This is a genomic window from Nitrospirillum amazonense (assembly GCF_007828045.1).
Taxonomy (GTDB): Bacteria; Pseudomonadota; Alphaproteobacteria; order Azospirillales; family Azospirillaceae; genus Nitrospirillum; species Nitrospirillum amazonense_C.
The window spans coordinates 13,870-40,318 of sequence record NZ_VITN01000021.1; the positions used below are offsets into that span (position 1 = coordinate 13,870).

23 protein-coding genes and 1 pseudogene are annotated in these 26,449 nt (G+C 67.9%); 11 read left to right on the top strand and 13 right to left on the bottom strand.

All coding sequences use genetic code 11. The features are described from left to right. Window positions 1-237 precede the first annotated feature (237 nt). Window positions 238-1,209 carry a 2-hydroxyacid dehydrogenase gene (locus FBZ89_RS24290; RefSeq protein WP_145752949.1) on the top strand — a complete coding sequence of 324 codons (972 nt, stop codon included), beginning with the start codon at window positions 238-240 and terminating at the stop codon, window positions 1,207-1,209. Between the two features lie 3 nt (window positions 1,210-1,212). Here the strand turns inward: FBZ89_RS24290 and FBZ89_RS24295 are convergent. From FBZ89_RS24295 to FBZ89_RS24315, 5 genes and pseudogenes are all read right to left on the bottom strand, one after another. Then, window positions 1,213-1,848: pseudogene (locus FBZ89_RS24295) on the bottom strand (CorA family divalent cation transporter); the annotation flags it as partial. Window positions 1,849-2,302: 454 nt separating this feature from the next. Further along, complete coding sequence (locus FBZ89_RS24300) at window positions 2,303-4,300, bottom strand: response regulator (RefSeq protein WP_186457550.1); 1,998 nt, start codon at window positions 4,298-4,300, stop codon at window positions 2,303-2,305. Further along, window positions 4,300-4,743 (bottom strand): response regulator, encoded by a 444-nt coding sequence (locus FBZ89_RS24305; protein WP_145752952.1) that lies wholly within the window; start codon window positions 4,741-4,743, stop codon window positions 4,300-4,302. Before FBZ89_RS24305 ends, FBZ89_RS24300 begins: the two co-directional genes overlap by 1 nt. Beyond that, the gene (locus FBZ89_RS24310) at window positions 4,730-7,015 is read right to left on the bottom strand and encodes an ATP-binding protein (RefSeq protein ID WP_145752953.1); all 2,286 of its coding nucleotides are present in this window, start codon (window positions 7,013-7,015) and stop codon (window positions 4,730-4,732) included. Before FBZ89_RS24310 ends, FBZ89_RS24305 begins: the two co-directional genes overlap by 14 nt. A 75-nt stretch (window positions 7,016-7,090) precedes the next feature. Then, window positions 7,091-7,810: a biliverdin-producing heme oxygenase gene (locus tag FBZ89_RS24315; protein ID WP_186457551.1), complete on the bottom strand. Its 720-nt coding sequence runs from the start codon at window positions 7,808-7,810 to the stop codon at window positions 7,091-7,093. Between the two features lie 115 nt (window positions 7,811-7,925). On the opposite strand from FBZ89_RS24315, the gene FBZ89_RS31005 reads away from it, so the two are divergent. The 6 genes from FBZ89_RS31005 to FBZ89_RS24345 all read left to right on the top strand — a co-directional run bounded on the left by FBZ89_RS31005 (window position 7,926) and on the right by FBZ89_RS24345 (window position 14,609). Next, window positions 7,926-8,075 (top strand): hypothetical protein, encoded by a 150-nt coding sequence (locus tag FBZ89_RS31005; RefSeq protein ID WP_157999499.1) that lies wholly within the window; start codon window positions 7,926-7,928, stop codon window positions 8,073-8,075. An 18-nt stretch (window positions 8,076-8,093) separates the two neighbouring features. Continuing rightward, on the top strand, window positions 8,094-8,984 hold the full coding sequence (locus FBZ89_RS24325; protein ID WP_145752956.1) for a DUF72 domain-containing protein: 891 nt from the start codon (window positions 8,094-8,096) through the stop codon (window positions 8,982-8,984). Between the two features lie 12 nt (window positions 8,985-8,996). Next, window positions 8,997-11,012: a DNA ligase D gene (ligD, locus tag FBZ89_RS24330; RefSeq protein WP_145752957.1), complete on the top strand. Its 2,016-nt coding sequence runs from the start codon at window positions 8,997-8,999 to the stop codon at window positions 11,010-11,012. Next, the gene (locus FBZ89_RS24335) at window positions 11,009-11,299 is read left to right on the top strand and encodes a PQ-loop domain-containing transporter (RefSeq protein ID WP_145752958.1); all 291 of its coding nucleotides are present in this window, start codon (window positions 11,009-11,011) and stop codon (window positions 11,297-11,299) included. The genes ligD and FBZ89_RS24335 overlap by 4 nt, the downstream gene beginning before the upstream one ends. Continuing rightward, window positions 11,296-12,345, top strand: coding sequence for a DNA topoisomerase IB (locus FBZ89_RS24340; RefSeq protein ID WP_145752959.1), 1,050 nt, complete (start codon window positions 11,296-11,298; stop codon window positions 12,343-12,345). The genes FBZ89_RS24335 and FBZ89_RS24340 overlap by 4 nt, the downstream gene beginning before the upstream one ends. A 62-nt stretch (window positions 12,346-12,407) precedes the next feature. Then, entirely contained in the window at window positions 12,408-14,609 is a 2,202-nt protein-coding gene (locus tag FBZ89_RS24345; RefSeq protein ID WP_246172538.1) for a catalase, read from the top strand. Between the two features lie 64 nt (window positions 14,610-14,673). On the opposite strand, the gene FBZ89_RS24350 is transcribed toward FBZ89_RS24345, so the two are convergent. Together FBZ89_RS24350 and FBZ89_RS24355 are read right to left on the bottom strand one after the other, a co-directional pair. Then, window positions 14,674-14,868 carry a NepR family anti-sigma factor gene (locus FBZ89_RS24350; protein ID WP_145752960.1) on the bottom strand — a complete coding sequence of 65 codons (195 nt, stop codon included), beginning with the start codon at window positions 14,866-14,868 and terminating at the stop codon, window positions 14,674-14,676. A gap of 162 nt (window positions 14,869-15,030) precedes the next feature. Continuing rightward, complete coding sequence (locus tag FBZ89_RS24355) at window positions 15,031-15,570, bottom strand: sigma factor-like helix-turn-helix DNA-binding protein (protein WP_145752961.1); 540 nt, start codon at window positions 15,568-15,570, stop codon at window positions 15,031-15,033. 368 nt (window positions 15,571-15,938) lie between these two features. On the opposite strand from FBZ89_RS24355, the gene FBZ89_RS24360 reads away from it, so the two are divergent. From FBZ89_RS24360 to FBZ89_RS24370, 3 genes are all read left to right on the top strand, one after another. Beyond that, complete coding sequence (locus FBZ89_RS24360) at window positions 15,939-16,556, top strand: sigma-70 family RNA polymerase sigma factor (protein WP_145752962.1); 618 nt, start codon at window positions 15,939-15,941, stop codon at window positions 16,554-16,556. A 167-nt stretch (window positions 16,557-16,723) separates the two neighbouring features. Beyond that, a complete protein-coding gene (locus FBZ89_RS24365; protein WP_145752963.1) occupies window positions 16,724-17,227 on the top strand; it encodes a YciE/YciF ferroxidase family protein in 504 nt (167 codons plus the stop codon). Between the two features lie 186 nt (window positions 17,228-17,413). Then, window positions 17,414-17,824, top strand: coding sequence for a PRC-barrel domain-containing protein (locus FBZ89_RS24370; protein WP_145752964.1), 411 nt, complete (start codon window positions 17,414-17,416; stop codon window positions 17,822-17,824). Between the two features lie 66 nt (window positions 17,825-17,890). Here FBZ89_RS24370 and FBZ89_RS24375 read toward each other — a convergent pair whose 3' ends face one another. The 4 genes from FBZ89_RS24375 to ubiT form a co-directional block, all read right to left on the bottom strand. Further along, a complete protein-coding gene (locus FBZ89_RS24375) occupies window positions 17,891-18,127 on the bottom strand; it encodes a hypothetical protein (RefSeq protein ID WP_145752966.1) in 237 nt (78 codons plus the stop codon). Window positions 18,128-18,303: 176 nt separating this feature from the next. Next, complete coding sequence (gene ubiV / locus FBZ89_RS24380; RefSeq protein WP_145752967.1) at window positions 18,304-19,233, bottom strand: ubiquinone anaerobic biosynthesis protein UbiV; 930 nt, start codon at window positions 19,231-19,233, stop codon at window positions 18,304-18,306. A 15-nt stretch (window positions 19,234-19,248) separates the two neighbouring features. Further along, window positions 19,249-20,244, bottom strand: a complete 996-nt coding sequence (gene ubiU, locus FBZ89_RS24385; protein WP_145752969.1) for a ubiquinone anaerobic biosynthesis protein UbiU — start codon at window positions 20,242-20,244, stop codon at window positions 19,249-19,251. Then, a complete protein-coding gene (ubiT, locus tag FBZ89_RS24390; RefSeq protein WP_186457552.1) occupies window positions 20,241-20,852 on the bottom strand; it encodes a ubiquinone anaerobic biosynthesis accessory factor UbiT in 612 nt (203 codons plus the stop codon). The genes ubiU and ubiT overlap by 4 nt, the downstream gene beginning before the upstream one ends. A 160-nt stretch (window positions 20,853-21,012) precedes the next feature. Here ubiT and FBZ89_RS24395 point away from each other — a divergent pair, with 160 nt between their 5' ends. Continuing rightward, window positions 21,013-22,047 (top strand): MBL fold metallo-hydrolase, encoded by a 1,035-nt coding sequence (locus tag FBZ89_RS24395; protein WP_145752973.1) that lies wholly within the window; start codon window positions 21,013-21,015, stop codon window positions 22,045-22,047. Window positions 22,048-22,119: 72 nt separating this feature from the next. Here FBZ89_RS24395 and FBZ89_RS24400 read toward each other — a convergent pair whose 3' ends face one another. Both FBZ89_RS24400 and FBZ89_RS24405 read right to left on the bottom strand, forming a co-directional pair. Further along, window positions 22,120-24,099 (bottom strand): serine hydrolase domain-containing protein, encoded by a 1,980-nt coding sequence (locus FBZ89_RS24400; protein WP_246172540.1) that lies wholly within the window; start codon window positions 24,097-24,099, stop codon window positions 22,120-22,122. 17 nt (window positions 24,100-24,116) lie between these two features. After that, window positions 24,117-26,327 carry a TonB-dependent receptor gene (locus FBZ89_RS24405; protein WP_186457553.1) on the bottom strand — a complete coding sequence of 737 codons (2,211 nt, stop codon included), beginning with the start codon at window positions 26,325-26,327 and terminating at the stop codon, window positions 24,117-24,119. Window positions 26,328-26,449 lie beyond the last annotated feature (122 nt).

Here is a 26,449-nt window from a genome sequence, read left to right on the forward strand (position 1 = left end):
CAATGGCAAAGAGCGCCATCACAGGGCTGCCGGGAAAACCGTCGCCGGCTCGCCCACATCACTGTACACCCCTCCACCCCCGGCCCGCCATCATGCGAACACGCCTGCCGCGGGCGCCCTGCCGACTCCCGGTGGCAGGCAAGGGCAGACAAGCGGCCAAGGGACGGCCTATGCTGGCGGCAACCCACCCCAGCAAATTGGGGGCCCGTCCCGGAACGGCAAGAGGACCTTGGCAGAATGGCACCTCGCTTTGATATCGACCTGCTCATGCCCGCGCCCATGATGCCCTTTGTCATGGAGCAGCTGGACCAAGCCTTCCGTGTGCACAAGCTCTGGCTGGCGGCGGATGCTGAGGCCCTATTGGCCGAGGTGGCCCCCCGCATCCGCGCCATCGCCGCCGGCGGCGGGGCGGCCATCACCGCCGACCTGATGAGGCGCTTGCCCCGGTTGGGCTGTGTATCCAGCTTCGGCGTGGGCTACGACAGCATCGACGCCCAATGGGCCGGAACCCACGGCATCACGGTCACCAACACGCCCGACGTGCTGACGGAGGAGGTGGCGGATACGGCCTTGGCCCTGACGTTGATGGCCGTTCGCCGCCTGCCCCAGGCTGAACGCTACCTGCGCGCCGGCCGCTGGTTGGAAAGGTCCTTCCCCCTGACACCCACGCTGCGGGGCCGCACGGCCGGCATCCTGGGCCTGGGCCGCATCGGCAAGGCCATCGCGGGGCGCTTGGCCGCCTGTGATGTGCCGGTGCACTATCACGGCCGTCACCGGCAGGCGGATGTGGATCTGACCTACCACGCGACGCCTGTCGAGCTGGCCCGGGCGGTGGATGTGCTGGTGGTAGTGACCCCAGGCGGATCGGAGACGCGCCACCTGGTGGACGCGGCAGTGCTGAAAGCCCTGGGCCCCAATGGCATCCTCATCAACATCGCCCGCGGCACGGTGGTGGACGAGCAGGCGCTGATCACCGCGCTGAGCGATGGCACCATCCTGGGGGCCGGTCTGGACGTGTTCGCGCAGGAGCCCCAGGTACCTCCGGCGCTGTTGGGCCTCGACAACGCCGTGCTGCTGCCTCACGTCGGTTCCGCCACCACCCATACCCGTCAGGCGATGGGTCAGCTGGTGGTGGACAATCTGGTGGCTTGGGCCGAGGGCCGGCCGGTGCTGACGCCTGTGCCGGAAACCCCCGTTAAGGCCGGCTGATTGTCACAGCCAGCCCCGGCGGCGGAAATACCAGTAGGGCAGGATGGCGGAGATGACCATCAGGCACAGCGCGCCGGGATAGCCGAAGACCAGGTCCAATTCCGGCATGTGCTTGAAGTTCATGCCGTAGATGGAGGCGATCAGCGTCGGCGGCAGGAAGATGACGGCCGCCACGCTGAAGATCTTGATGATGGCGTTCTGCTGGATGTTGATCAGGCCCAGGGTTGAATCCAGCAGGAACTGCGTCGTCTGCGCCAGGTAGAGGTTGTAGTCCAGCAGCGACTGGATATCGCCGTTCAGCGTGTTCAGGATCAGCTTGATTTCCGGGGCGATGGGCGTGGCCTTCTCCGCCGCCTTGAGGAAGGAAACGGTGCGGGCCAGGCTGTGCAGGCTCTCCCGCACGCGGGATGCCAGGTCGCCGCTGCGGCCGATGCGCTTCAGCGCGTTCTGCAGGTCGGCGTCGATGATGCTGGGCGATTGTTCCCCGCCCTGGCTGAAGACGGAGCGGGAGAGGGTGTCCAACCCATCCTTCACCTCTTCCAGCACGTCGGCGACGCGGCTGACGATGGCGGTCAGGATGCCCAGCAGGATGGCCTCGGGGTCGGTGGGCACGTCGTTGCCCTGGTCCACCCGGGTGGAGAAGGTGCGGAAGGGGCGTGCTGTCCAGGTAGCGCACCGTCACCAGATGCTGGGGCGTCAGGATGAAGGTGGCGTCGGCCAGGGCAGGGCCCAATGGCGCTTGACGGGTCAGCACCCTAACCGTCATCACCAGGGCGTCGCCGGATTTGTACACCTGGGCACTGGTCTCGATCTCCCGCATCTCTTCCCGGGTGGGGATCTCCACCCCCAGCGCCGCTTCGACCGCCGCTTCCTCCTCCTTGGTGGGAGCGATCATGTCGATCCACAGGTCGTCGGCCAGGCAGTCGGCATTCGGATCCCGCCGCTTCAGGTTGCCTTTGTCCAGGCGATACAGGGTCAGCATGCGAAGGCTTCTTTCCGGAGGTTGGGACCCGCAAGAAGAAAGGGTGGCGGCCGCCAAAGGCAAGCGCCATCGCTTTGGCATGCCGCCGGCCATTGGCTTATTTAGGGGATGTCACCCCACCGTCAGCGCCCGGATCTTCCGCCCCAGTTCGTCGAGGTCGAAGGGCTTGGCGATGTAGTCCATGCCCTCGCCCACAAAGGCGGAGCGCTGGCTGGCGCCCTCGGCGTAGCCGGTGGCGAACAGGATCTTGAGGCCGGGCCGCAGGCGGCGGGCTTCATGCGCCAGCGCGCGCCCGTTCATGCCGGGCAGGCCGACATCGGTCAGCAGCAGATCGATGGCCCCGGGCCCTTCCAGGTGGGGCAGGGCGTCGGCGGCCGTTTCGGCCTCGATGACGCCGTAGCCATGCTCCTCCAGAATGTCGATCACCACCATGCGCACCACCAGTTCATCCTCCACCACCAGCACGGTGCCCCGCCCCTTGGGCGTGGCTTCCGGCAGGTTCGGCCTCGGTGCCTCCGCCGTGGCCGGGGTGTTGCGGTCACGCGGCATGTACAGGCAGATGGTGGTTCCCTTGCCCGGGGTGGATGCCAGCGTGACATGCCCCCCGACCTGGCGGGCGAAACCATAGATCATGGAGAGGCCCAGGCCCGTGCCGTGGCCGATGGGCTTGGTGGTGAAGAAGGGGTCGAACGCCTTCTCCAGCACCTCGGGCGCCATGCCGGTGCCGGTGTCGGTGACACAGGTCAGGACGTAGTCGCCGGGCAGCAGGTCGGCGGACGCCCGCTCGTCCCCTTCGCCGATGGTGACGTTGCTGGTCTGGATGGTCAGGCGCCCCCCCGCCGTCATGGCGTCGCGGGCGTTGATGGCCAGGTTCAGGATGGCGCTCTCGAACTGGTTGGCGTCCGTGATGGCCGGCCACACCCCGGGCGCCAGGGAGATCTGCAGGTCGATGCCCTGGCCCAGGGTCCGGCGCAGCAGGTCGTCCAGCGAGCTCACCAGCTGGTTGATGTCGGCGGGCTTCAGATCCAGGGTCTGGCGCCGGGCGAAGGCCAGCAGGCGGTGGGTCAGGCCCGCCGCCCGGTGGGCGGAGGACAGGATGTTATCGACATAGCGGCCGATGCTGTCGAAACGGGCGTCGCGCACCCGCTTCTGGATCAGGTCGGCGGCACCGACGATGCCGGCCAGCATGTTGTTGAAATCATGGGCGATGCCGCCGGTCAGCTGCCCGATGGCCTCCATCTTGTGCGACTGGCGCAGCGCCTCTTCCTTGACGCGCAGCTCCTCCGTGCGCGCCGCCACCTCCGCCTCCAGCGCGTCGCGGGCCAGCTTGGTCTCGGTGATGTCGATGGCGCAGCCCAGGAAGCCCAGGAAGGTGCCGGCGTCGTCGAACCGCGGGCTGCTTTCACAGCGCAGCCAGCGCACCTCGCCCGTGGCCTTGCGCACGCGCATGTCATCCAAGAAGGGGGTGCGCCCCACGAACAGCGCCCGGCGCACGGCACTGAGCGTCGGCCAGTCATCCTCATGGATCAGGGCGGCCCAACCCTCCGCCTCCATGCGCGCCGGTGGAATGCCGAATTCCGTTTCAAAGCGGCGGTTGGCGAAGATGATGCGGCCTTCGGCGTCGGACGACCAGATCAGGGCGGGCGTGTTGTCCGCCATGGACCGGAAGCGCTGCTCGCTTTCCCGCAGGGCCTGGGCCGATCGCCGCGCCTGGCGGCGGTCTTCCGCTTCGCGCAGGGCGCGGGTCACCACCATGGGAATGCGGGCCAGGTTACGCTTGGTCACATAGTCGGTGGCGCCGGCGCGCAGGGCTTCGGTCGCGAACTCCTCGCCAATGACGCCGGAGATGAAGATGAAAGGCACCGCCGGGTCACGGGTGCGGGCCAGTTCCAGCGCCGCCAGGCCGTTGAAGCCGGGCAGGGAATAGTCGGACAGGATGATGTCGAAACCGCCCCCGGCCAGGGCCGCCTCATAGTCCCCCCGCACGGCCACGCGCGTCAGGATCAAGGGCTGATCGATCTTGCGGAACTGGTGGGCGATCAGTTCCGCATCGATGTCGCTGTCTTCCACCAACAGCAGGGCGACAGGCTTTTCCGCGGGTGGCGACACTAAAAATCTCCAGGCACGGGCTCGTTCAGCACCGCCCAAAAGATACCTAGGTCGCGGATGGCCTCGAAAAAGGCCTTGAAGTCCACCGGCTTCACCACGAAGGAATTGACCCCGTAGTGATAGCTGCGCACCACGTCGCTCTCCTCGCGGGAGGACGTCAGCATGACGATGGGGGTGGCGCGATGCCGGGGGTGTGATTTCACCTTTTCCAGAACCTCCAGGCCATCCACCTTGGGCAGTTTCAGGTCCAGCAGCACGACGGCCGGGGCGCCTGGCTCGCGATCCGCGAACTGGCCCTCGCTGAAGATGTACTCCAGCGCCTCCACACCGTCGCGGACGACGACGATTTCGTTGGCCAGCTGGGTTTTCCTCAGCGCGGCCAGGGTCAGTTCCACGTCGGCGGGATTGTCCTCGACGAGAAGGATGGGTCTAAGCGTGGCCACGGTTTCCTCCTGTCTGGCGCTTAGGTAGGGTGAAGCTGAAGGCGGCGCCTTGGCCGACGGCACCTTTGGCTTCCAGCGTGCCGCCATGTCGGTCGATGATGCGTTTCGTCAATGCCAGGCCGATGCCGGTGCCCTCGAAGTCCTCTTGCCGGTGCAGGCGCTGGAACACCTGGAACAGCTTGCCGGCATAGTTCATGTCGAAGCCGACGCCGTTGTCCTCCACGCAGTACAGCACATGGTCGGGCCGGTCCTGGCCCCAGACCCTGATGCGGGGCGGGGTGGCGTCCCGGCTGTATTTCAAGGCGTTGTCGACCAGGTTGAACAGGGCTTGGCGCACCAAGGTGGTGTCGCCCCAGGCGGGGGGCAGGACGCCGATTTCCCATTCAACCGGGCGCTGCCCTTCGGTGATGGCCAGGCTGCGCCGGATTTCCGCCATCACCTTGGCCATGTCGATGCGGGTCATCTTCAGGCTGGTGCGGCCCAGCTGAGAGAAATGCAGCAGGTCATCCACCAGTTCACCCGCCGACAGGGCCGCGGCGATGATACCGTCCAGGTAGTGACGCGACAGGGCTTTCAGATCGGGCTCCTCCTCGCCCAGCAGTTCGGCATAGCCCGCGATGTGGCGGAAAGGCGCCCGCAGGTCGTGGGAGATGGAGTAGGAGAAGGCCTCCAACTCCTTGTTCGAGCGCTGTAGTTCCTCCGTCAGCTGGGCGCGCTCCTCCGCCCGTTGCAGGACGAAGTTGATGATGGCGCCGCGGAAGTCGGCGGCGCTCAGCAGTTCGGCCGACCGCCAGGGCTGGGCGCGCTCGCGCACCTCCTGCTTCCAGGCCTCGAACGACAGGCGCGGATGCAGGCGGCCCGCGGTGTCCGTGGCCTTGGCCGCGCGGGGGTCGCCACCCCAGCGTACGGTCTGCACCACTTCCGGCCGGAACCATAGGATGAAGCTGGCATGGAGGCGCGAGATGGGGATGGCGATGACGCCACTGGCGACACCGGCGATGTCCTTGCCCGGCGGCCAGTCCGCGCTCAGGGTGCTGGTGGCGTAGATTTGGTCGACGTTCCGGTTTCGCAGCCACTCGACCAGGGCCAGGATGCTATCGATGGGTGGTGCCTTGCCGGCGGCCAGGACGACACCGTTGGTGACGACGGCCGCCCCGGCGCTGTTGGTGAGGGCCAGCCACTGGCTGGCGCAGTCAACCAGGCCGGCCTGGAAACCAGGCGCCCGCGCCAGGTGGGCCACCAGTTCCGTCTCGATGTTTTTCAGCTGCAGCCGTTCGTCGATCTCGGCGGCCCGCTCGCGGGCCGCGATCTGCTGCGCCACGATGCGGCCCAGGAAGTCGCAGGCGGCGCGGATCGGGGGGCCGACGTGGCGCGGCTGGGCATGATGGCAGGAGATCAGGCCCCACAACTGCCCGTCGATGACGATGGAGATGGACAGCGAGGCCGCCGTGCCCATGTTGCGCATGTATTCCAGATGCACGGGCGAGACGCTGCGCAACGCCACGAAACTCATGTCCAGCGGCGCGCCGTCTGTGGGGCACAGAGCGGGTATCAGCGGTTCGGGCGTGTACGTGGCGGTCGGGATCAGGCGCAGGCGGTTCGTGCGGTATAATTCCCGTGCCTGGGCCGGAATGTCGGAGGCCGGGAAGCGCAGATCGAGGTAGGAGGGCAGGGTGCCGTCCCCCTTTTCCGCGATGACGGTGCCGTTCCAGTCCTCATCGAAGCGATAGATCAGGACGCGGTGGAAGCCGGTCAGGGTCTGCACTTCCGCCGCAACACCGGCGCTGAGATCCGCCACGGTCTTCAGCCCATCGGAATTGTCCAGGAAGTCGCGCAGCAGCTGATAGAGGCTGGCACTGCGCCCGCGCTCGTCCTCGTCAAACGCTTCGAATTCGAGGATCAGGCCCTGGGAAGTGCGCTGGCCGCTGACATGGAAGGTGCGACCGTCGATCTGGTACTGCTCCAGAAAGGTGGTATCGGTTCCGTCGGCCCAGAAGCGGACGTCATTCTCCAACGCGGTGCGCGGGCCCACCAGGTCACCCAGCGTTTGGCTGCCGTCGAAGGCGACGGGGCGGTCCAGGATGGCGCCCAGGTTCGCGCTGGCCTGGATCACGACCAGATCGTCCGGCCGCAGCACCGCCACCGCGCCGTGGGGCTGGATGCCGCCGGGAATGCGGATGGGTTCCCGCGCGCATTGGTCCAGCAGGTGCTGGGGCACAGGCGGTACGTCCGGGGCGATATCGCCGTTTCCTGGGCTATGTGACGTGACCATGGGGCAGACCCATTTGTCCAAGGAACCGTGAACCAGCCATTTGCTGGAAATTTAAGGCAAATATGGGGCCGCGGCTCATTTTTCTGACACCTGCCCACGGCCGCGGCTAGCCTGATAATGGCCCAAGACCTGTTCGGCCGCCTTCAGGAATAGGCCGAAGGAGGCGACCGCGGCCGTCACGGCCTCGGCTCGGAAAGTGCTGTCGGCGGCTTCCTTGTTGAGCAGGGCCACGAAGCCGCGCCAGAAGGGGCGATTCCGGCCATGCGCCAGGAAGCGGGTCGCTTGGGAAATGAGAGGATCGCCTGCGTCCAGCGCCCGGCGCAACAGCACCTCGGCGCCCAGCCGTGACCCTTCCAGCACATACAGATGGCCCAGGGCCTGTGCCCGGCTGCGGATAAGGGGCGCTTCCACCAGCACGGCCGATAGGCGGTTGCTGGCATTCAGCGCCGCCAGGTCCGCCTCCAGCGCGTGGCGACGGCGGCGCTGTTGCCAATCGGGCAGGATCAGCTCCACCCCTGCCGCCTCGAGGCTCAATTCAACGGCGCGCAACGCTGGGTGCTGGGCTTTCAGCAGATGGATGTAATCCGGCAGGTGGCTGACATCCAGCGCGGCGAAGTGCCTGTCCAGGGTGGCGTGGCAGGCTGCCGTACCCATGCGCAGCACTGATCTCAGTAGCGTCACGCCTGCTCCTTCTTCCTGGTCGGACCTCAGCGAGTGACATATCGCGGCCCTTGCGGAAATCAATGGTACCCAGGTCGGGGTGTCCACATCGGCGGCACCGCTGGTGCCCGCCACCGCCTCCTTCCCGCCCGCCCCCTTCCCGCCCGCCCCGTTCCCGCTCGCCACGGAACCCTGCGCGGCATCCGGCGGTTGCTTTGGCTGTGACCTGGCAGCGAGCGAGGGCCCGAAGATGGAACGTAAGAAAGACCATGTCGTCCTGACCGCGCGGGAGGCGCGGGGGGCCACCCTCGGCCGGCCCGTGTTGGCCGTCCTGCTGGTCAGCCTGGCCTTGGTGATCGTGGCCTTCGCGCTGGCCTGGTGGTTGGGCAAGTGGTGGTAAGGAAGGACCGTCGGCATCATGGCGCCCCAGGCGGACGTCCGCATCGGCATCTCCGGCTGGACCTACGCCCCCTGGCGTGGGGCCTTTTATCCGGAAGGCCTGCCCCAGCGCCGCGCGCTGGAATATGCCAGCGGCGTCTTCCGCAGCATCGAGATCAACGGCACCTTTTATGGGCTGCAGACGCCGGACGTGTTCGCCCGGTGGAATGAGGAGACGCCCGACGGCTTCGTCTTCGCGGTGAAGGCGCCGCGCTATATCACCCATATCCGCCGGCTGAAGGATCCCCTGGCGCCGCTGGCCAACTTCCTGGCCTCTGGCCTGTTGCGGCTGGGGAATAAGCTGGGACCCCTGCTGTGGCAATTCCCGCCCAGCTTCAAATTCGATGCCCAACTGCTGGGCGACTTCTTGGCGCTGTTGCCCCACGACACCGAACACGCGGCCGACCTGGCCCACCGCCACGACGACAACCTCAAGGCCCGTGCCTGGATGCGGCCCGGTCCCCATCGCCGTTTGCGTCATGCCGTGGAAATCCGCCACGAGAGTTTTCGCGATCCGGCCTTCACCGACCTACTGCGCCAGCACGGCGTGGCGCTGGTCTGCGCCGACACGGTCGAATGGCCGCGCCTGATGGATTTGACGTCGGACTTCGTCTACTGCCGCCTGCACGGCTCCAGTGAATTATACCGCAGCGGTTATGGCACCGACGAACTGGATCGCTGGGCGCGGCGAGTCGCCGCCTGGGCCGGGGGCCGGCCGCTGGACGCCGGTGATTATGGGCGCGACGACTATATCGAGGCGCCCCGCGATCCGCAGCCGGCGCCCCGCGATGTCTATCTCTACTTCGACAACACCGACAAGCTGCGGGCGCCCGACGATGCCCGCGCCCTGGTCGGTCGGCTGACCCATTGATCGAGGGATGCCATGGGCCGCGACATCCCCGATGACGAGGTGCTGGACCATCTGTCCGAGGCGCCGTCCAAGGCACCAGCCAAGATGCCGCCGTCTCGCAAACACATTCCACCACCCGCTTTCGTCGAGCCGGCGCTGGCCACTTTGGTCGATAGCCCGCCGGAGGGACCGGATTGGCTGTTCGAGGCCAAGTTCGACGGCTATCGCGCCGTGGTGGCGGTGTCAGGCCGGGAGGTGCGCATCCACACCCGCTCCGGCCTGGATTGGACCGATCGCTTCCCCACCATCGTACGGGCGCTGGCGGCGCTGGACCTGCCGCCGGTGTTGCTGGATGGGGAGATCGTGGCCCTGGATACCAATGGGCTCAGCAACTTCAACTCCCTGCAGCGCGCGATGAAGGACGATCAGGCGGCCCTCAGCTACTACGTTTTCGATCTGCTGGCGGAGGCTGGGCGCGACTGGGGACCTCGGCCGCTGGTGGCGCGCAAGGCGCGGCTGGCCGCCCTGTTGGGGGAGGCGGGCAAAACCGGCCCGGTCTTCTACACCGACCACGTGACGGGCGGCGGCGGCGGCCTGTTGGCCACCCTGTGCGAACAGGGATTCGAGGGTATCATCGCGAAGCGGGCCAACGGGCCATACCAGCCGGGACGGTGCCACGACTGGCTGAAGGTGAAGTGCGGCAACCGTCAGGAATTCGTCATCGTCGGCTGGTCGCCCTCTACCCACGGGCGGGCCTTCGCCTCGTTGCTGCTGGGCCTGCGCGAGGATGGCGCCCTGCGCTACGCCGGCCGGGTGGGTAGCGGCTTCGACGCCGACACCCAGGCGGGGTTGGAGGCGAGGCTGCACGCCTTGGCGCGTAAGACGCCGACGGTGGCGGCCGACAGCGTGCCCCCTGCCATCGCCCGGAAGGCGCGCTGGGTGAAGCCTGAGCTGGTGGCGGAAATCGCCTTCGCGGGGTTTACCGGCGACCGGCTGGTGCGGCAGGGCCGTTTCATGGGCCTGCGCGCCGACAAGCCAGCCAGGGCCGTGGTGCTGGAAAAGGCGGAACCCGTGGGACAACCCGGGGGGCAACCCGTGAAGGAAGGGGGATTGTCCATGGGCGATATCGCTCTGACCCATCCGGAACGGGTGTTGGACCCCGTCTCCGGCCTGACCAAGCAGCGCTTGGCCGACTATCTGGAAACGGTGGCGCCGCGCATGCTGCCCTATGCCGCCGGCCGGCTGTTGAGCCTGCTGCGCTGTCCAGAGGGGACGGAACAGGCCTGCTTCTTCCAACGCCATGCGGGGGCCGGCACGCCCGCGCCATGGCGGCGCAAGGCGGTGAAGGAGAAGGACGGCAGGCAGATCGACTATTTCTATCTGACGGACGCGGCGGGGTTGCGGGCGGCGGCCCAAATGGGCGTGCTGGAACTGCACCTGTGGGGCAGCCCGGTGCGGAAGCTTGAATCGCCCGACCGGCTGGTGTTCGACCTGGACCCCGACGCCGGCTTACCCTTCACCAAGGTCAAGGCGGCGGCGGCCATGCGCGATGTGCTGGCGGCGCTGGACCTCGCCAGCTTCCCCCTGCTGACGGGCGGCAAGGGCGTGCATGTCGTGGCTCCGCTGGGTCCCGGCGCCGCCGGCGGACGTCGCCAGTGGCCGGTGGTGGCCGCCTTCGCCAAGGCCGTGGCGGAACAGTTGGTGGAGGCCAACCCGGATGCCTACGTCGCCACCATGAGCAAGGCCCGGCGCCAGGGTCGCATTTTCATCGATCATTTTCGCAATACGCGGGGTTCCTCGGCCATCGCTCCCTACTCGACCCGGGCCAAGCCCGCGCGCGGCGGCGGTGGCACCCCCATCGCCTGCCCGGTCAGCTGGGAGGAGTTGGCCAAGGTGGAACGGGCGGACTTCTACGCCACCGCCGATGCCCCGGCCCTGATGCGCCGCGCCGATCCCTGGGCCCGCTATTTTGAGCTGGAGCAGGATCTGGGCGCCGCGGCCTGCCGCGTGCTAGGGGTGAAGGTCGGCGCGGGGGCCTACAACGGATGATCACGCCCGGCTTCGCGGACCTTATCGGCTGGCTGGCGGCGCTGCTGCTGTTCCTGACCCTGGCGTGCCAGATTTGGACGCAATGGCGCGAGCGCTCGACCAAGGGGGTGTCGCCCTGGCTGTTCACGGGGCAGATCGCCACCTCCATCGGCTTCGTCACCTATTCCTGGCTGCTGGGCAACTGGGTGTTCGTCACCACCAACGCCTTGATTCTGGCCACGGCCGTCGTCGGCCAGGCACTATATCTGAGCCAGTGCCGCAGGAAGGCGCCTGAGGCCGCCGAATGAGCGATGAGGCGGGCCTGGTCTATGTCAGCGATAGCGATCCCGGCATCCGGCGGAGGAAGTCCGGATCGGGCTTCCGCTATTGCCTGCCGGACGGCGCCACAGTGCGCGACCCCGTGCTACGGGCCCGCATCAAGGCCCTTGTCATCCCGCCCGCCTGGACGGATGTGTGGATCTGCGCCGACACCCATGGCCACCTTCAGGTTACCGGCCGCGACGCCAAGGGGCGCAAGCAGTACATGTACCACCCCGCCTTCCGCCAGGCGCGGGAGGGGGCCAAGTTCCACCACCTGATCGATTTCGCCCGCCGCCTGCCGCAAATCCGCGACCGGGTGGCAAGGGATCTGGCCTTGCCCGGTTTGCCGCGCGACAAGGTGCTGGCCACCATCGTCCACCTGCTGGGCACGACGCTGATCCGCGTGGGCAACGCCGATTACGCCCGCGACAATCAGAGCTACGGCCTGACCACCCTGCGCGCCGCCCACGTCAGCGTGGAGAAGTCGTCCCTGCGCTTCGACTTCAAGGGCAAGAGCGGCAAGCTCTGGCGGCTGAAGGTGACCGACCGGCGGGTGGCCCGGATCGTCAAGGCCTGCCAGGAGCTGCCCGGCCAGCCCCTTTTCCAATATCTGGACGGTGACGGTAACCGGCGAGAGGTCAGCTCCGCCGATGTGAACGCCTACCTGCGCAAGGCGGCGGAAGGGAAGGGGCCCACACGCGAAGACGGGGTCACGGCCAAGGATTTCCGTACCTGGGCCGGCACGGTCATGATGGCCCTGGCGCTGAACGACAGCCCGCCGCCCACCAGCCCCACCCATGGCCGGCGCATGGTCACCGCCGCGTTGAAACAGGTGGCGGCCCGTCTGGGCAACACCGTCACCATCTGCCGCCAATGCTATGTCCACCCGGTGATCATGGACGATTACCTGGCGGGCCGCTTCCGTTTGCGCCTGCGCCAGGACGGGCCGGCGGGGCTGTCCCCGGCGGAGGCCGCGGTGCTGACCGTGCTGCGCCGGGCGGAAAAGCGCCAGGACGCGGGGAACTTGAGCTGAGCCGGGTGGTTGGAGCCGTGGACCGCCCTCCCGCCACAGCCGTCCCGCCGAAGAGGAAGCCCATGTCCGACACCCGTTACGACGACACGCCCGTGCGCCCCGTGCCGCCCACGCCCAGCCCCACCCCGGACGCGATGGCCCAGCCGGCCGTCAAACCCGCGATGCCCAGCGTGCCCTTCGTCGGCGGTGATACGGCCAAGCAGCGTGACCTGGCCCCGGATAGTCAGGAGGCGGGGTCGGCGCTGACCACCAACCAGGGTCTGAAGGTCAGCGACGACCAGAATTCCCTGCGCGCCGGACCCCGGGGGCCGACGTTGATGGAAGACTTCCATCTGCGGGAAAAGATCACCCACTTCGATCACGAACGCATCCCGGAGCGGGTGGTGCACGCCCGGGGTGCTGCCGCCCATGGCATCTTCCAGGTGTATGAGCCGCTGTCCGACCTCACCACCGCCGCGCCCTTCCAGGACCCGGCCAAGGAAACGCCTGTGTTCGTGCGCTTTTCCACCGTGGCGGGGTCGCGTGGATCGGCCGACACGGTGCGCGACGTGCGCGGCTTCGCCGTCAAGTTCTATACGGAGGAGGGCGTCTGGGACCTGGTGGGCAACAACATGCCCGTCTTCTTCATTCAGGACGCCGTCAAGTTCCCTGACCTGATCCATGCGGTGAAGCCGGAACCGCATAACGAGATTCCACAGGCCCAGTCAGCGCACGACACCTTCTGGGACTTCGTGTCGCTGACCCCGGAGTCCGCCCACATGCTGATGTGGGTGATGAGCGACCGGGCCATCCCCCGCAGCTACGCCACCATGGAGGGGTTCGGCGTCCACACCTTCCGCCTGGTGAATGCCGAGGGGAAGGCGCGCTTTGTCAAGTTTCATTGGAAGCCGCTGAAGGGCGTCTTCAGCCAGGTGTGGGACGAGGCGCAGAAGACCGCCGGCAAGGATCCCGACTTTCACCGCCGCGACCTGTTCGATGCCATCGAGCGCGGCGATTTCCCGCAATGGGAACTGGGCCTGCAGGTCATCGAGGAGGAGGACGAGTTCAAGTACGGCATCGACATCCTGGATCCCACCAAGATCATCCCGGAAGAGATGGTGCCGGTGCGCCGGGTGGGCCTGATGACCTTGACGGCCAACCCCGGCAACTTCTTTGCCGAAACCGAGCAGGTGGCCTTTCACGTCGGCCATGTGGTGCCGGGCATCGACTTCACCAACGATCCGCTGCTGCAGGGGCGCCTGTTCTCCTATCTCGATACCCAGCTGCGCCGCGTGGGCCCGAACTTCGCCGAACTGCCCATCAACCGGCCGCTGCAGCGGGTGGACAACAACCAGCGCGACGGCATGGGCCGCCGCCAGATCAACCGGGGCCGCGTCGCCTATTTCCCCAACGGCCTGGCCCACGGCTGCCCCATGCATTCGCCCGAGGCCGCCGATGCCTTCCGCAGCTATGCGGAGAAGGTGGACGGCGCCAAAATCCGCGTGCGCAGCGACAGCTTCGGTGACCATTTCAGCCAGGCCACCCTGTTCTGGAACAGCATGACGGGGTGGGAGAAGGACCACATCGTCGCCGCCTTCTCCTTCGAGCTGAACCAGTGCACCGACATGGTGGTGCGCCAGAGGGTGATGGACGTGATCCTGAGCAACATCGCGCTGGAATTGGCGCAGCGCGTGGCCGCCCGGACGGGCATTCCGTTGCCGGAGGCCCGGGCGCATCCGGCGGCAGCGGGCCAGACCGACGCCGATCTTAAGGTCGGCCGCTCACCCGCGCTCAGCATGGACCGGGTGGCGGAAGACATTCGGGGCCGCAAAGTGGCGGTGCTGGTGGACAAGGGCGTCAGCGCCGAACAACTGACCATCATCCAGGAAACACTGATGGATGAGGAGGCGATCGTGGAGGTGGTGGCCCCTGCCGCCGGCATGGTGCAGGGCGGTGACGGCATCCTGGTGCCCGTCACGCGCGCGGCACCCAACGCCCCGTCGGTGGTTTATGACGCGGTGATCGTGCCGAGCGGGGCGGGCACCAGCGCCCTACAGGCCAGCGGCTTGTTCCGCCATTTCCTCAACGAGGCCTTCCTGCATGGCAAGCCTATCGCCGCCATCGGCACGGGCGAACAGGTGCTGGCGGCCGCCAACCTGCCCACCGTGCTGAAGGAAGAGGGGGTCATCACCGGCGAGACACTGGAGGACACGCTGACGCTGTTCGTCGAGGCCATGCGCCGCCATCGTTTCCCCCAGCGAAACGTCGCGCCGGTGCCCGCCTGAGGCGCCTAGCCTCTCACGCGTCGCGCATAGGGGCGGCTTGGCCGCCGGCCCCCTTGCCACCGGTTTAGTGCTTGCGGTTTTTCCGATGCAGATTATCGACCAGGTCCAACAGGTGTTGGGGCACGGGCTCCGCCGCCTCATCCTCGAACATCTCGCGCAGGCCCCGGTCCAGCACAGTCTGTGGGCCGGGCGGCATCCGGCGGGTACTGGCCGTCAGCAGCGATCGCTTGCCATTCGGGGCTTTCGGCTGCTTGGTCATGACGGATCCCCTGGATGCGGCCCTGGTGATCGGGCCTTGTTTGGGCCGGCGCGCCCTGGCGCCCGCATGTCCCCCGCCGGCTGGAACGATCATTATCAACAGGCGCCGCCGATCCAGCCAGCTTAATTGAGCCGCCGGCGGTCAACCACCCCTGGAGCTTATTTACTGCAAGCCGGCGCCCCATCCGCCACCGGAAGCGTGGGCATGCGATGGCATATCGCCCGCCTGAGGAAGCCGGATGGTCATGTCGTCCTCCAGCATCACCACGCCCGACCGCAGACCGTCACGGAAGGCCTGGCGGGCCAGGTTGATCTGGTGCTCCACCACCTCCAGCGGCAGGCCCAGGATCCAGGCGGTCTCATCGGCTGTGAACCCTTCCACCGCCGTCAGCAGCAAGGCCTCGCGCCGTTCGCAGGGCAGGGTGCGCAGCAGGGCGCCGGGGCCCAGGGTGTCGGGGACGGGGCTTTCGTCGCCCAGTTCCAGATGCCCGCCAGCATAGATGCGGTGGAACAGATGGAACAGCGTGCCGCGGTTGGCGTCCGGCCCCAGGATGCCCACGCCATCCTGCACCAGCGTTTCCAACACCATGCGGACGTAGGCGTCGCCGCTGATGGCGCTGCCAGTCAATGCCCGGGCATAGCGGCGCAGGCAGGGTAGCTGTTCGGTGATGAGGTCGGCGGAGGCGTTGCTGTGTGCCGGCATGATCTGCGTCGCTCCTCTCTATCTGGATCTGGCATCTGGATCTGGCGATTTGGTTTCCGAACCTGCCGACCGGCGTGAAAGTTTCCTGGGCCCTGGAAACTTTCGATGCACGTTTTCGCGCTAGGGCGCATGCCATAATGAATTCGTTTGGTATAGGCGCTTCCGCCTACGACATATACGTGTTCGTGACACAATAGAGACGTGCGACCCCTCCCGGAAAATCCGAACACGACGCAGTTTTATGGGTCTATGCTTTTACCGCGTGCCGCAGAAGGCGCCGCGATGATCTCAAATCAACCTGAAGACCTCATCCATCCGATTCTCAAGGATCCCGTTTTCCTTGAGAGCATCTTGATACGGGGCGGATTATGCCATCTGATTTACTATCGACCGACCTATCAGCGGGTGCGCTGAACAGGGACAAGCGGGATCCGGAATTTCGTGACGAGGTGTTGCGCCTGTTGCCCGCGCTGCGCGCCTTCGCCCGGTCGCTGACCAGCAACACCGCCGATACCGACGACCTGGTCCAGGATTGCGTGGTGCGCGCCTGGTCGCATGCCGACCAGTTCACGCCCGGTACGAACCTGCGCGCCTGGCTGTTCACCATCCTGCGTAACCGCCACTATTCCATCGCCAAGCGCCGCCAACGCGAGGTGGCCGATCCGGACGGCTTTCACACCGGTCGTATGATGATGGAGCCGGCGCAGGAATGGGGCATCACCGGGCGTGAGTTGAAGGCGGCCCTGGCCGCCCTGCCGGAGGACCAGCGCGAGGCGCTGATCCTGGTGGGCGGGGCCGGCGTCAGCTATGAAGAGGCGGCGGAGATCTGCGGCTGCGCCCTGGGTACCATCAAAAGCCGCGTGAACCGGGCGCGCACCAAGCTTGCCGGCCTGATGGGCCTGCCCAATCGTGTCGTCGCCCTGGGCGCCACCACCTTGCCGGCCGGTGCCGACGCGACATCCACGACCCAGTGGACCCGTCACTAGGGGAAACACGGCCCCTCCGCCGTGTCATCGCTCGCGTCTTGGCGGCTCCATGCGCCTGGACAAGCTGCATCAGTTGCAGCAGGCGTGATCTTTCGGAACAAAAACGTGCAGATCCGTGTTCAAGGCGGTGGACGGGAAACTCCCGCCCGCACGCGGAGGATACGGCCATGGGCATGTTCACCAAGGACATCGGAACGCTGCACGATTTGTTCGTGTATCAGTTGAAGGACATTTACTATGCGGAGCGCCGCATCGCGCAGGCGCTGCCCCAGATGGCCGCGCGCGCGGCGGATCTTGAGCTGCGGCACGGTTTCGAGACGCACGCGCGTGAAACGCAGGAGCAGATCGCCAGGCTGGAACAGGTGTTCCAGATGCATGGTGCCGTGCCGGAGGCCGCGAAGTGCCCCTCCATCGACTGCATCATCGATGAGACCGACGACGTGGTGGGGGAGGTCGCCGACAAGGGCGTCCTGGACGCCGCCCTCGTCGCCGCCGCGCAGTCTGTGGAGCATTACGAGATCGCGCGCTATGGCACCCTGGTCGCCTGGGCCCAAATGCTGGGCCGGGCCGACAGCGCCCAGCTGCTGCGCCTCAGCCTGGACGAGGAAAAGGCCACGGATGAATGGCTGAGCATGCTGGCCAGGACGCGGCTGAACCGGGCCGCCGCCTGACGTCCCGTGGATGCCAGCCGTTAACGCCTGGGGCATTTGTGGGGCGGCGGCCCGTACCGGGAACCGCAGGCGCCTTTCGGTTGTTGTTCAAGCGGTTAGCAAAACCGCCTTGCAACAACCGGGTGGCCCGCCCAGGCGCCATGCGCCATACGGGAAAAGCGGCCCGCCCCAACTGGAGGAGTTACCATGAAACGCGCCAACCTGTTCCTGGCCGCCGCCCTGGGCGTGTCCGCCCTGGGCACCGCCGTCGTCCTGCCCGCCGCCCCGACCCTGGCGCAGGGCACCACCCAGCGCATCGCCTCCACCAAGGTGGATGTGGCGACCGTGGCCACCGGCCACCGCTCGTCCAAGATCGTGGGCGCCAAGGTGGTGAACGACCAGAACGACACCGTCGGCACCGTCGATGACCTGATCATCTCGCCCAGGGACAGCGTGCCCTACGCCATCCTGTCGGTGGGTGGCTTCCTGGGCGTCGGTGACCGCCTTGTGGCCGTGCCTTACAGCGCCCTGCAGATCACCGATGACAAGATCGAACTGCCGGGCGGCAACAAGGACGCGCTGAAGAACCAGCCGGCGTTCCACTACGCCAAGAGCTAACGACGCCTGGCGTCCGAAGCCGACGGGACCCGCGGGAGGCGCACCCTCCCGCGGGTCTCGTCGCGTTCAGCGCCGGCTGCTGCCGAAAATGAAGCCCAGCACCACGCCAAAGGCGGTGTAGGCCACGGGCGCGCTGGTCAGCAGGTCGGTCAGCTTCGCACCCGGCGTGCGGGGCGCCTGCCTGGGCGGGGGCGGGGTCTCGCCCGTGCCGTGATAGGCGCCCTCCGCCAGTTGCTCCAGCTTGGTGCGGGGCCGTGGGCGGGGCGGTTCGGCGGAAGGGTGGGGCGGCGTGAAAGAAGCCATGGGGTTCCTCCTTGCTCACTGATCGAAGGGCGTTTTCCGCCCGTCTCAAGTTGGCCGTTTTGAATTGAGGAAACCGCTGCCCCGTCCGCCCTGTTCCGTCCCGCCCGCATTTCGACGGGAACCCGCGAAAGCCCGTGTCTGGAGCTTGGGACCGCGGCAAAAGGCGGAATGTGGCCTCAGGCCATGCCGCCGCCTGCCGCCGCCCGATAGGCCATGCCTTCCACCCCGTGTAGGAAGCCGTTGCTGAAGCGGCGGCTGGGGCAGAGGTCGCGCAGGCGGTCGCGGGCCGGGGCTACCGGAAGGATGCCGTCCAGCACCGCACGGAAGGTTTCCGCCACCGCCACCATGTCGCAATCCTGCGGTGACAGGCGGAAGCGGCTGACACCCAGGGCGCGCAGTCGGCCTAGATCGCCCAGCAGGTCCAGATAGCTCCCGGATAGCGTCTGCACCCCGTTCACCGCCAGGAAGGGCGCGCCGTCCAGGGTGTCCAGGTCCATGCCGTCAGGGTGCTTCTCGCAGACATAGCGGCAGCCGTCCTTGTGCAGGCCATGGGCGCGGGCGTGGTAGCAGCGGGCGGAGATGGCCAGCGGCAGGCGGCCGAAGGCCTGCACCTCAAGCTGGGTGCCCGTCGCCGTGGCGGCCCCCGCCAATGCCCCGATGGCGTCAGCCGTCAGCTCCCCCGGCAGGCACACCCGGGTGGCGCCCTGGCGGGCCATCAGTTCCAGGGTGCCGGGGTTGTAGACGGCCACCAGGGGCCCCACGACGTGCGACCGGCCGGCGCAGGCGGCCACGGCCGTCAGGTCGTTGGCCTCCACCAGGAAATCGCTGTCATTGGCCAGCTCCATGACGCCCTGGCGCTCCCGCGCCTGCATGACCAGCGCCAGGCTGCCCAGCACCACCTCCTTGCCGGCCCGCCGCAGGCGTTCCGCCACCTCGGGGATGTGGCCGTCGAAGAAAGGCGCGCGCTTGGAGCAGACCACCTCGCCCAGGACGACGGTGTCGACCGGCGCCTCATCGGCGATGCGGGCATAGAAGTCGCGCCGCCGCGCAGCCGGCCAGTGGAAGTGCAAAGGGCCCAGGGTCAGCTTGGGACGTTCGAGGTTCATGATCATCCTCCCCGCTCAGCGCCAGCGCTGGTCGTAGGCCCCGGCGGTGGCGCGGCCGCCTTCCATCTCGCTGGCCAAATCCGGCACGGTGAAGCCGCCGGCCACGGCCGCGTCGATGGCGCGGCGGAACTCGCCCACCACGCGGGCGACATAGGCGCGGCCCCGCTGCCGCCCCTCGATCTTCAAGGCCCGCACTCCCGCCTTGATCAGGCCGGGAAGGTGGTCGGCGGCGTTCAGCGATGTCGGCTCCTCGAACAGGTATCCGGTGGTGGCGTTGGCGCGGAACCGGCCCTTGCACAGGGTGGGATAGCCGGCCGGCGATCCAGCAGAGTGGCGGTCGATGGTGACGCTGCCCAGCCGGGCGGTGACATCGCCGCCGGGCTCGCGTCGGAACTGCACCGCGCCGGCGGGCGAACAGACACCATGGGTGTTGGGCGACTGGCCGGTGACGTAGCTGGACAGCTGGCAACGCCCCTCCGCCATCACGCACATGCCACCGAAGGCGAACACCTCCGTTTCCACCGGCGCCACCGCCGCCGTCAGGTCCGTCACTTCCGCCAGGGTCAGCACGCGGGGCAGCACCACGCGCTGCACGCCGAAGGTCTGGGCCAGATAGCGGATGGCCTCGGGTGTGGAGGCGGCGGCCTGGACCGACAGGTGCAGGCGCAGGGAGGGGTGCGTGGCCTGGGCATAGGCTAGCAAGCCCAGGTCGGCCAGGATGACCGCGTCTGCCCCGGCCTCGGCCGCGTTGTCCACAGCGCGGTGCCAGGTGGCATCTTCCCCCGCCCGGGGGAAGGTGTTGATGGCGATGTAGAGCGACCGGCCGGCCCTGTGGGTGCGGGCGGCGGCCGCGCGCATCTCCACCGGGCTGAAGTTCAGCCCGGGGAAGTTGCGGGCGTTGGTGGCGTCGGCGAAACCGCAATAGACGGCATCGGCGCCCGCCTCCACCGCCGCGTCCAATGCCGCCGGCGTTCCGGCGGGGCAGACGAGGGAAAGGGGAGAGGCCGTCATGGCTGAACCTCCGCCACCGCCAGGGCGGCGGGCTGATGCGCGGCCCGGGCCACCAGATGCAGCAGGCCATCGACATCGCCGTACCAGCGCCGCGCCATGGTAAGGACGCGGCGGGGCAAGCGGGCCGCCAGGTCGCGCTCCAGCGCGATGCCGGCGCCGTCCACGGCATTGCGCAGGATCAGCACCGCCTCCATGTCGCCCTCGATCATCAGCTGCCGGCTGAAGAACAGGGAGTCGCCGTCGACACGCCCCTCCAGCAAGGCCAGCAGCGCCGTCAGGGGCGCCCGCAGCGTGGCGGCCGCCGGGGGTAGGATGCTGCCATCGGCGATGGGCCACAGGCCGGGCCGATTGCCTGCCGGCCGCAGCAGGAAGCGCACCGGCAGGTCGCTGGGATCAACCAGGAAGGTCCGCTCCCCCAGCACCGCCAGGCGCTGGAACACCGCTTCATGTTGCCGCCGCAGGCGGTCGAAGGCCATCTGTGACAGGCGCGCGGCCACGGGTCCGGCCAGCGGACGGCCCAACAGCGGCAGGGGCGGCAGGACACGCGCCGCCAGCCCGGCCAGCAGCACGGGCGACAAGGGGGGTGGATCGGTCGGGTCGAGACTCACGGGGGGCATCCCAATAGGCCGGCAGGTGGCGCGACTGTGGGCGTCGCGGCTCGGGGATGTCGTTGACATGGCACAATAATGAAGGGGCGCCGCCTTGAAACGAGGCCTGCCCGTGCCGATACAAGGGAAGCTTCTTGCCACCCAACGATGCGGACGCCGAATGCCCGGGAATCCCTATTATGCCGGTCCTGTGACGGATCATTTCGACGGTGTCCGCTTTTTCAATCCCGGCCAAGCCCCGACCGATCGCAGCCTGGGGGAAATTCTGCGCTGGCGCTGGGGCGGGAAGCGGCCGGTATGGCCCACGGCGGTGGCGGGGCGGCAGGTACGTCCGGCGGCGCGGGTGGCGGGGCTCGCGGTCACCATGGTCGGTCACGCCAGCGTGCTGATCCAGGTGGCGGGACTGAACCTGCTGGTGGATCCCGTCTGGTCGGAACGGGCCAGCCCCTTTCAATGGCTGGGGCCGCGCCGCGTGAACCGTCCGGGCGTCGCCTTCGAGGACTTGCCCCCCATCGACGCCGTGCTGCTGACCCACAACCATTACGACCATCTGGACGTGGGCACCCTGCGCCGGCTGTGGGCCGCCCACCGCCCCCGCATCGTGGCGCCCCTGGGCAATGACCGCGTGGTGGCGCGCGAGGTGGGGCCCCTGCCGGTGGAAACCGGCGACTGGGGCGACACGGTGGCGCTGGGCCCGGCCGTCACCGCCAGCTTCCATCCCGCCTATCACTGGTCGGCACGCCGGCTGGGTGATCGCCGCATGGCGTTGTGGTGCGGCTTCGTGCTGCGCACGCCGGCGGGCCCGGTCTACGTGGCGGGCGACACCGGCTATGGCGACGGCGCCATTTTTCGCCAGGTGAGACGGCACCATGGTGAGCCCACCGTCGCCATACTGCCCATCGGCGCCTACGATCCCCGCTGGTTCATGAAGCAGCAGCACTGCGATCCGGCGGAGGCCGTGCGCATCCTGGCCGACTGTGGCGCCCGCCAGGGGCTGGCCGTGCATTGGGGCACCTTTCCCCTGTCGGATGAGGAACGCCTGGCCCCGCCGCGGGAACTGGCCCAGGCGCTGGCGCTGGCGGGCATCGCGGCCGACCGCTTTCGCGCGCTGGAACCGGGGGACGTCTGGACCGGCCCCGGCCAGGAAGCGCCGAACCAAGGCGACCCATCGTCCGTTCCCGCCCCGGCGCCCTGAAAATCAGCGATGAACCAAAAAAGAAGCCGGCCGGGACCATGATCCCGGCCGGCCTTCAGTGCCCTGACACACTCAGAAGTTCAGCGAGGCCGTCAGCAGCTTGACGTTGATGGCGGCCCAGACGAAGAAGACCAACGACAGGGCCACCAGTACCGCCCAGGCGGTGGCCCAGGGCCGGCGGCCGCCCCGGGTGGCGATGTCGTACGCGTTCCAGAGGGCGGCCACGGTGCCGGCGATGGTGGCCAGCAACACCAGCTGCATCAGGCGCATCCAGATGTCCAGCCGGCCGTCCAGGGCGTCCACGCCGTGGTTGATGACCGACAGCATGATCCCCCAGCCCAGGACGAAGACCAGGACCAGCCAGGCGGCGGCCCGGGTGGCGCGGTGCAGAACCAGCGGCCGGCCGGTGATGCCGGGGTTGTAGCGGTAGCGGCGGCGCACCAGGGCCACGACGGGCCAGGACAGGGCGGTCAGGGCCAGCACGCCCAGCGCCACCGCCATCACCGGCGTGATCCAGCCGGCATTCAGCGAGCCCGGCGCCGGCACGAACTCGATGATGGGGGCGTAGGCGCCGATGGAGAACATGACCACCTTGCCGTCCTTCACCACGGCCGCCAGACGCTCCTTGCCTTCCGCGTCCTGCCACAGCCAGGGGCCAATCTCGCGCCAGCGCTTGGGCACCCGGGCGGCGTCCAGCAGGGCGGAGACGGTGATGGTGTCGTCGTCGTTCGCCACGATCTGGGCCTCGCCCAGCAGGCTGAACAGGCGCATGAAGTTGGTCTCGGAACCGCGGCTGCTGACATAGTGCCCAGCCATGACCTGGGCATGCTCCTTGGCGGTGGGGGCCGTGGGCAGCTCGGGCTTGGGCTGGGGGAAATAGCGGTCCGTGAAGTCGACGAAGACATGCTCCCGCAGCACATGGGCGGCAGCTTCGCGCCCGGCGCTGTTGAAGGACATGTAGAGGCCGACGCCGTCGTCGATGAACAGGTGCAGGTCGGAATGGAAGACGTCGGTGTCGCCGCCATGGCCCACGACGCGGTGGCCGTTGCGGTCCTCATGATAGAAGCCCAGCCCCATGGACGGCAGGCCGGGGTAGGGGGTGTTGGCGTTGGCGTACATCTGCTCCGCCGTCGCCTTGTCCAGCAGCGGGCCGCCGTGGGCCAGGTGCGCGATCATGAACTGCGCCATGTCGGCCCCCGTGGCGGACAGGGCGCCCGCTGGCGACATGTCGATGATCTCGAACGGCTGCGGGTCCTTGGACGCCTGCTCGTACCCCTTGGACATGCCCCCGGCCAGGTTGGCCGGCAGCGGCTGGACGAAGGTGGAATGCTGCATGCCCAGGGGCGTGAAGATATGGTTCTGGATGTATTGGGCGAAGGGCTCGCCCGACACCCGCTCCACGATATAGCCCGCCATCGAGGCGCCGTAGTTGGAATAGGCCGGGATTTGCCCCGGTGCGTAGATGCGCGTGGGCACCCAGCGCTTCATGGCCTCACCCAGCGGCTTGGCCAGCTTGGGGTCGTTCAGCAGCAGGTACTTGGCCGTCTCCTCGAACCCGGGGGTGTGCGTCATGATGTGGCGCAGCGTGATGGGTTTGCCGAAGGCCGGCGGAATCTTGTAGTCCAGGTAGTCGTTGACATCCCGGTCCAGGTCCAGCTTGCCGGCCTGCACCTGCTGCATCACCGCCGTCCAGGTGAACAGCTTGGAGATGGAGCCCGGGCGGAACAGGGTGCCGGCGGGGTCCACCGGCTTCTTCTCCTTCACGTCGGCATAGCCGAAGCCGCGTTGGGTCAGCACCTGGCCGTCCTTCACCACCACCACCACCGCGCCGGCGATGTCGCCGGTCTGCAGGGCGTAGGGCATGTAGCCGTCCAGCCAGGTGTCCACGTCCGCCTTGGTCAGCGTGGACGCGGGCGCCGGGGCCGAGGCCGGCGCCTCACTGGCCGCCGGCACCTGGGCGGGTGGGGTCGGCTTGAGGTCGGCGGGCGACTGCGCCGTGGCCGGCAGGGCCAGGGCGGTCATGAGAAGCGCTAAGAGGCGAACCTTCCACATCGTGTTCTGTCCTTGCCTTAGAAACGATAGCCGAGCGTGGCCCCGAAGGAACGGGGGCGCACGATGGCCGCGGTGACATTGCCATCCAGGGCCGACCCGGCCGCGCCGACATCCAGGATGCCACGGCTGTCGGTCAGGTTGCGCACGAAGGCATCGATCCGGTACGCGCCGAAGGTGACGCCGGCATGGGCGTCCACTTGGCTGTAGGCGCTGAGATGCCGCTGGCCGTAGCTGGTGTCGAAGGCCGACAGCCGGTCGCCGGTGTAGCGCCAGCTGAAACCGGCGATGCCGTCCACCGTCTCGCTCAGCGGTCGCTGGTATTCCACCGCCAGGGTGGAGGAAAAGCGGGCGGTGTAGGGCAGGCGGTCGCCCTTCAGCCCGCCCACCAGGGGCGGCGCGTCGCTGGTGAGGGTGGCGTCGACGAAGGCACCGTTCAGCGATACGGTCAGGCCGGTCAGGGGCTGCATCGTGACCGAGGCCTCGATACCCTGGCTGCGGGCGGTGCCGCCGTTGATGTTGACGCCGTAGTCGTCGACCGAGCTGAACAGCTGGATGTTGTCCCAGTCGATGTAGAAGCCGGTCAGTTCCAGCGACAGTTTGCGGTTCAGCAGTTCCGACTTCACCCCGATCTCATAATTGGTGGTGGTGTCGGCGCCGAACTGGTGGGGGACGGCGTCCGGCGCCCCGGGCGGCAGCACGTTGGGGCCGCCGGGACGATAGCCCTTGGCCACCCGGACATAGATCGTGGTGTCCTCATTGGGCTTGAACGATGGCGCCACGGAATAGGTGAACACCCCGTCCGAGGAATGGGCGGTGTAGTCGGAGTCGCCGGCCAGCGGGCCGCTGCTGACCTGCACCGCGTCCTGTTCGTTGTGGCTGTAGCGGCCGCCGAAGGTCAGGTCGAACTGGTCATTGAGGTGGACGGTGCCGCTGGCGAAGCCGGCATATTCCTCATACCGCGAGGCCAGGTTGGCCAGTGCCAGGCCGGAGAAGTCGGCGATGTGGGCGCCGCTGGCGCCGTCCACGCCGTCGATGATCTGGTTGATGGCGTTGCGCTCGCGCGTGTAGAAGCCGCCCACCGTCCATTCCAGCCACCCGGTGTCGGTGGAGGCCAGGCGCACTTCCTCCGTCAGGCGGCGCTGCTGCACCTGCTGCACCTGGGAGGCGCCCAGCGGCACGCCGAAGGCCCCCGTCAACAAGTCGCCGTACAGGCCGCTCGCGTCCTCCAGCGCGTTTTGGTAGAGCGAGCTGTAGCTGGTGGAGGATAACAGCTGCACCGGGCCGAAGTCGTAACTGCCGGTCAGGTTGTAGACGCGGTATTGCATATCGCTGGGCTGGGCGACCACGCGGGCCTGCCTGTAGTCGCCCAGCACCGGTTTCAGGGTGAGGGGGTCGACGTCGACCTGGTTGGTGCCGTTGCTGTCCAGGTTCTGCAATACCACCGAGGCCCGCAGGCTCAGCGCGTCGGTGGGCTTGAACAGGGCGGAGACGCGGCCGCCATAGGTACGGCCGTCATTGATGTCCTTCTCATGCTGATCGTCGATGAAGCCCGGGTCGCGGCGGTAGAAGCCGCTGGCCCGCACGGCCAGGGTGTCGGCCAGCGGCACGTTGACCGAGGCCCGGCCGGACCAGCCGGTGTCGCCGTGGGCCACATCCTCGGTGCTCAGTTCCGCGGCCGCGTGCACCGCGTCCGTGCTGGGCGCCACCGTCACATACTTGACCAGGCCGCCCAAGGAATTGGCGCCGTAAAGGGTGCCCTGGGGACCGCGTAGCACCTCCACCCGTTCCAGGTCCGACGGGTCCAGGTCGGGGGTCAGGATGGCGCCGTTGGCCAGGGACGTGGCGGAGCCGTAGGGCGTCTCGTCCACGTAGGTCGCCACGGTGGCGCCCACGCCGCCGGTGTTGATGCCGCGCAGAATCAGCCGCGCCTGGCCCGCCTGGGTTTCCACCAGGGCCGCGCTGGGCACGCGGGTGAAAAAGTCGTCCAGCCGGTCGGCATGGGCCTGTTGCAGCGCCTCCGCCGACACGGCGGAGACGGACTGCGGCACGTCGATCAGGCGTTCCACCCGTTTCTGTGCCGTGACGACGATCTCCGCCAGCATGTCGGCCGCGTCCGCCGGTGCCGCCGTTGGCGACCCCGCATCCGGTGCCTGTTGCGCCCGCGCGCCGGCGCTGATGGCCAAAGTCGCCACGCCCGCGCAGAGGAATGCCCTGGTTCCCCGCTTCATTTCCCGATCTCCCTGATCGTTATGTTGGGCCCATGATGGCATGTGTTTCAGATTTGGCAACAGCGTTTCTGCAGCACGAATGCTTCTGTGCCACGACGCTGGTTTTCTCCAGGCGGCTGGTG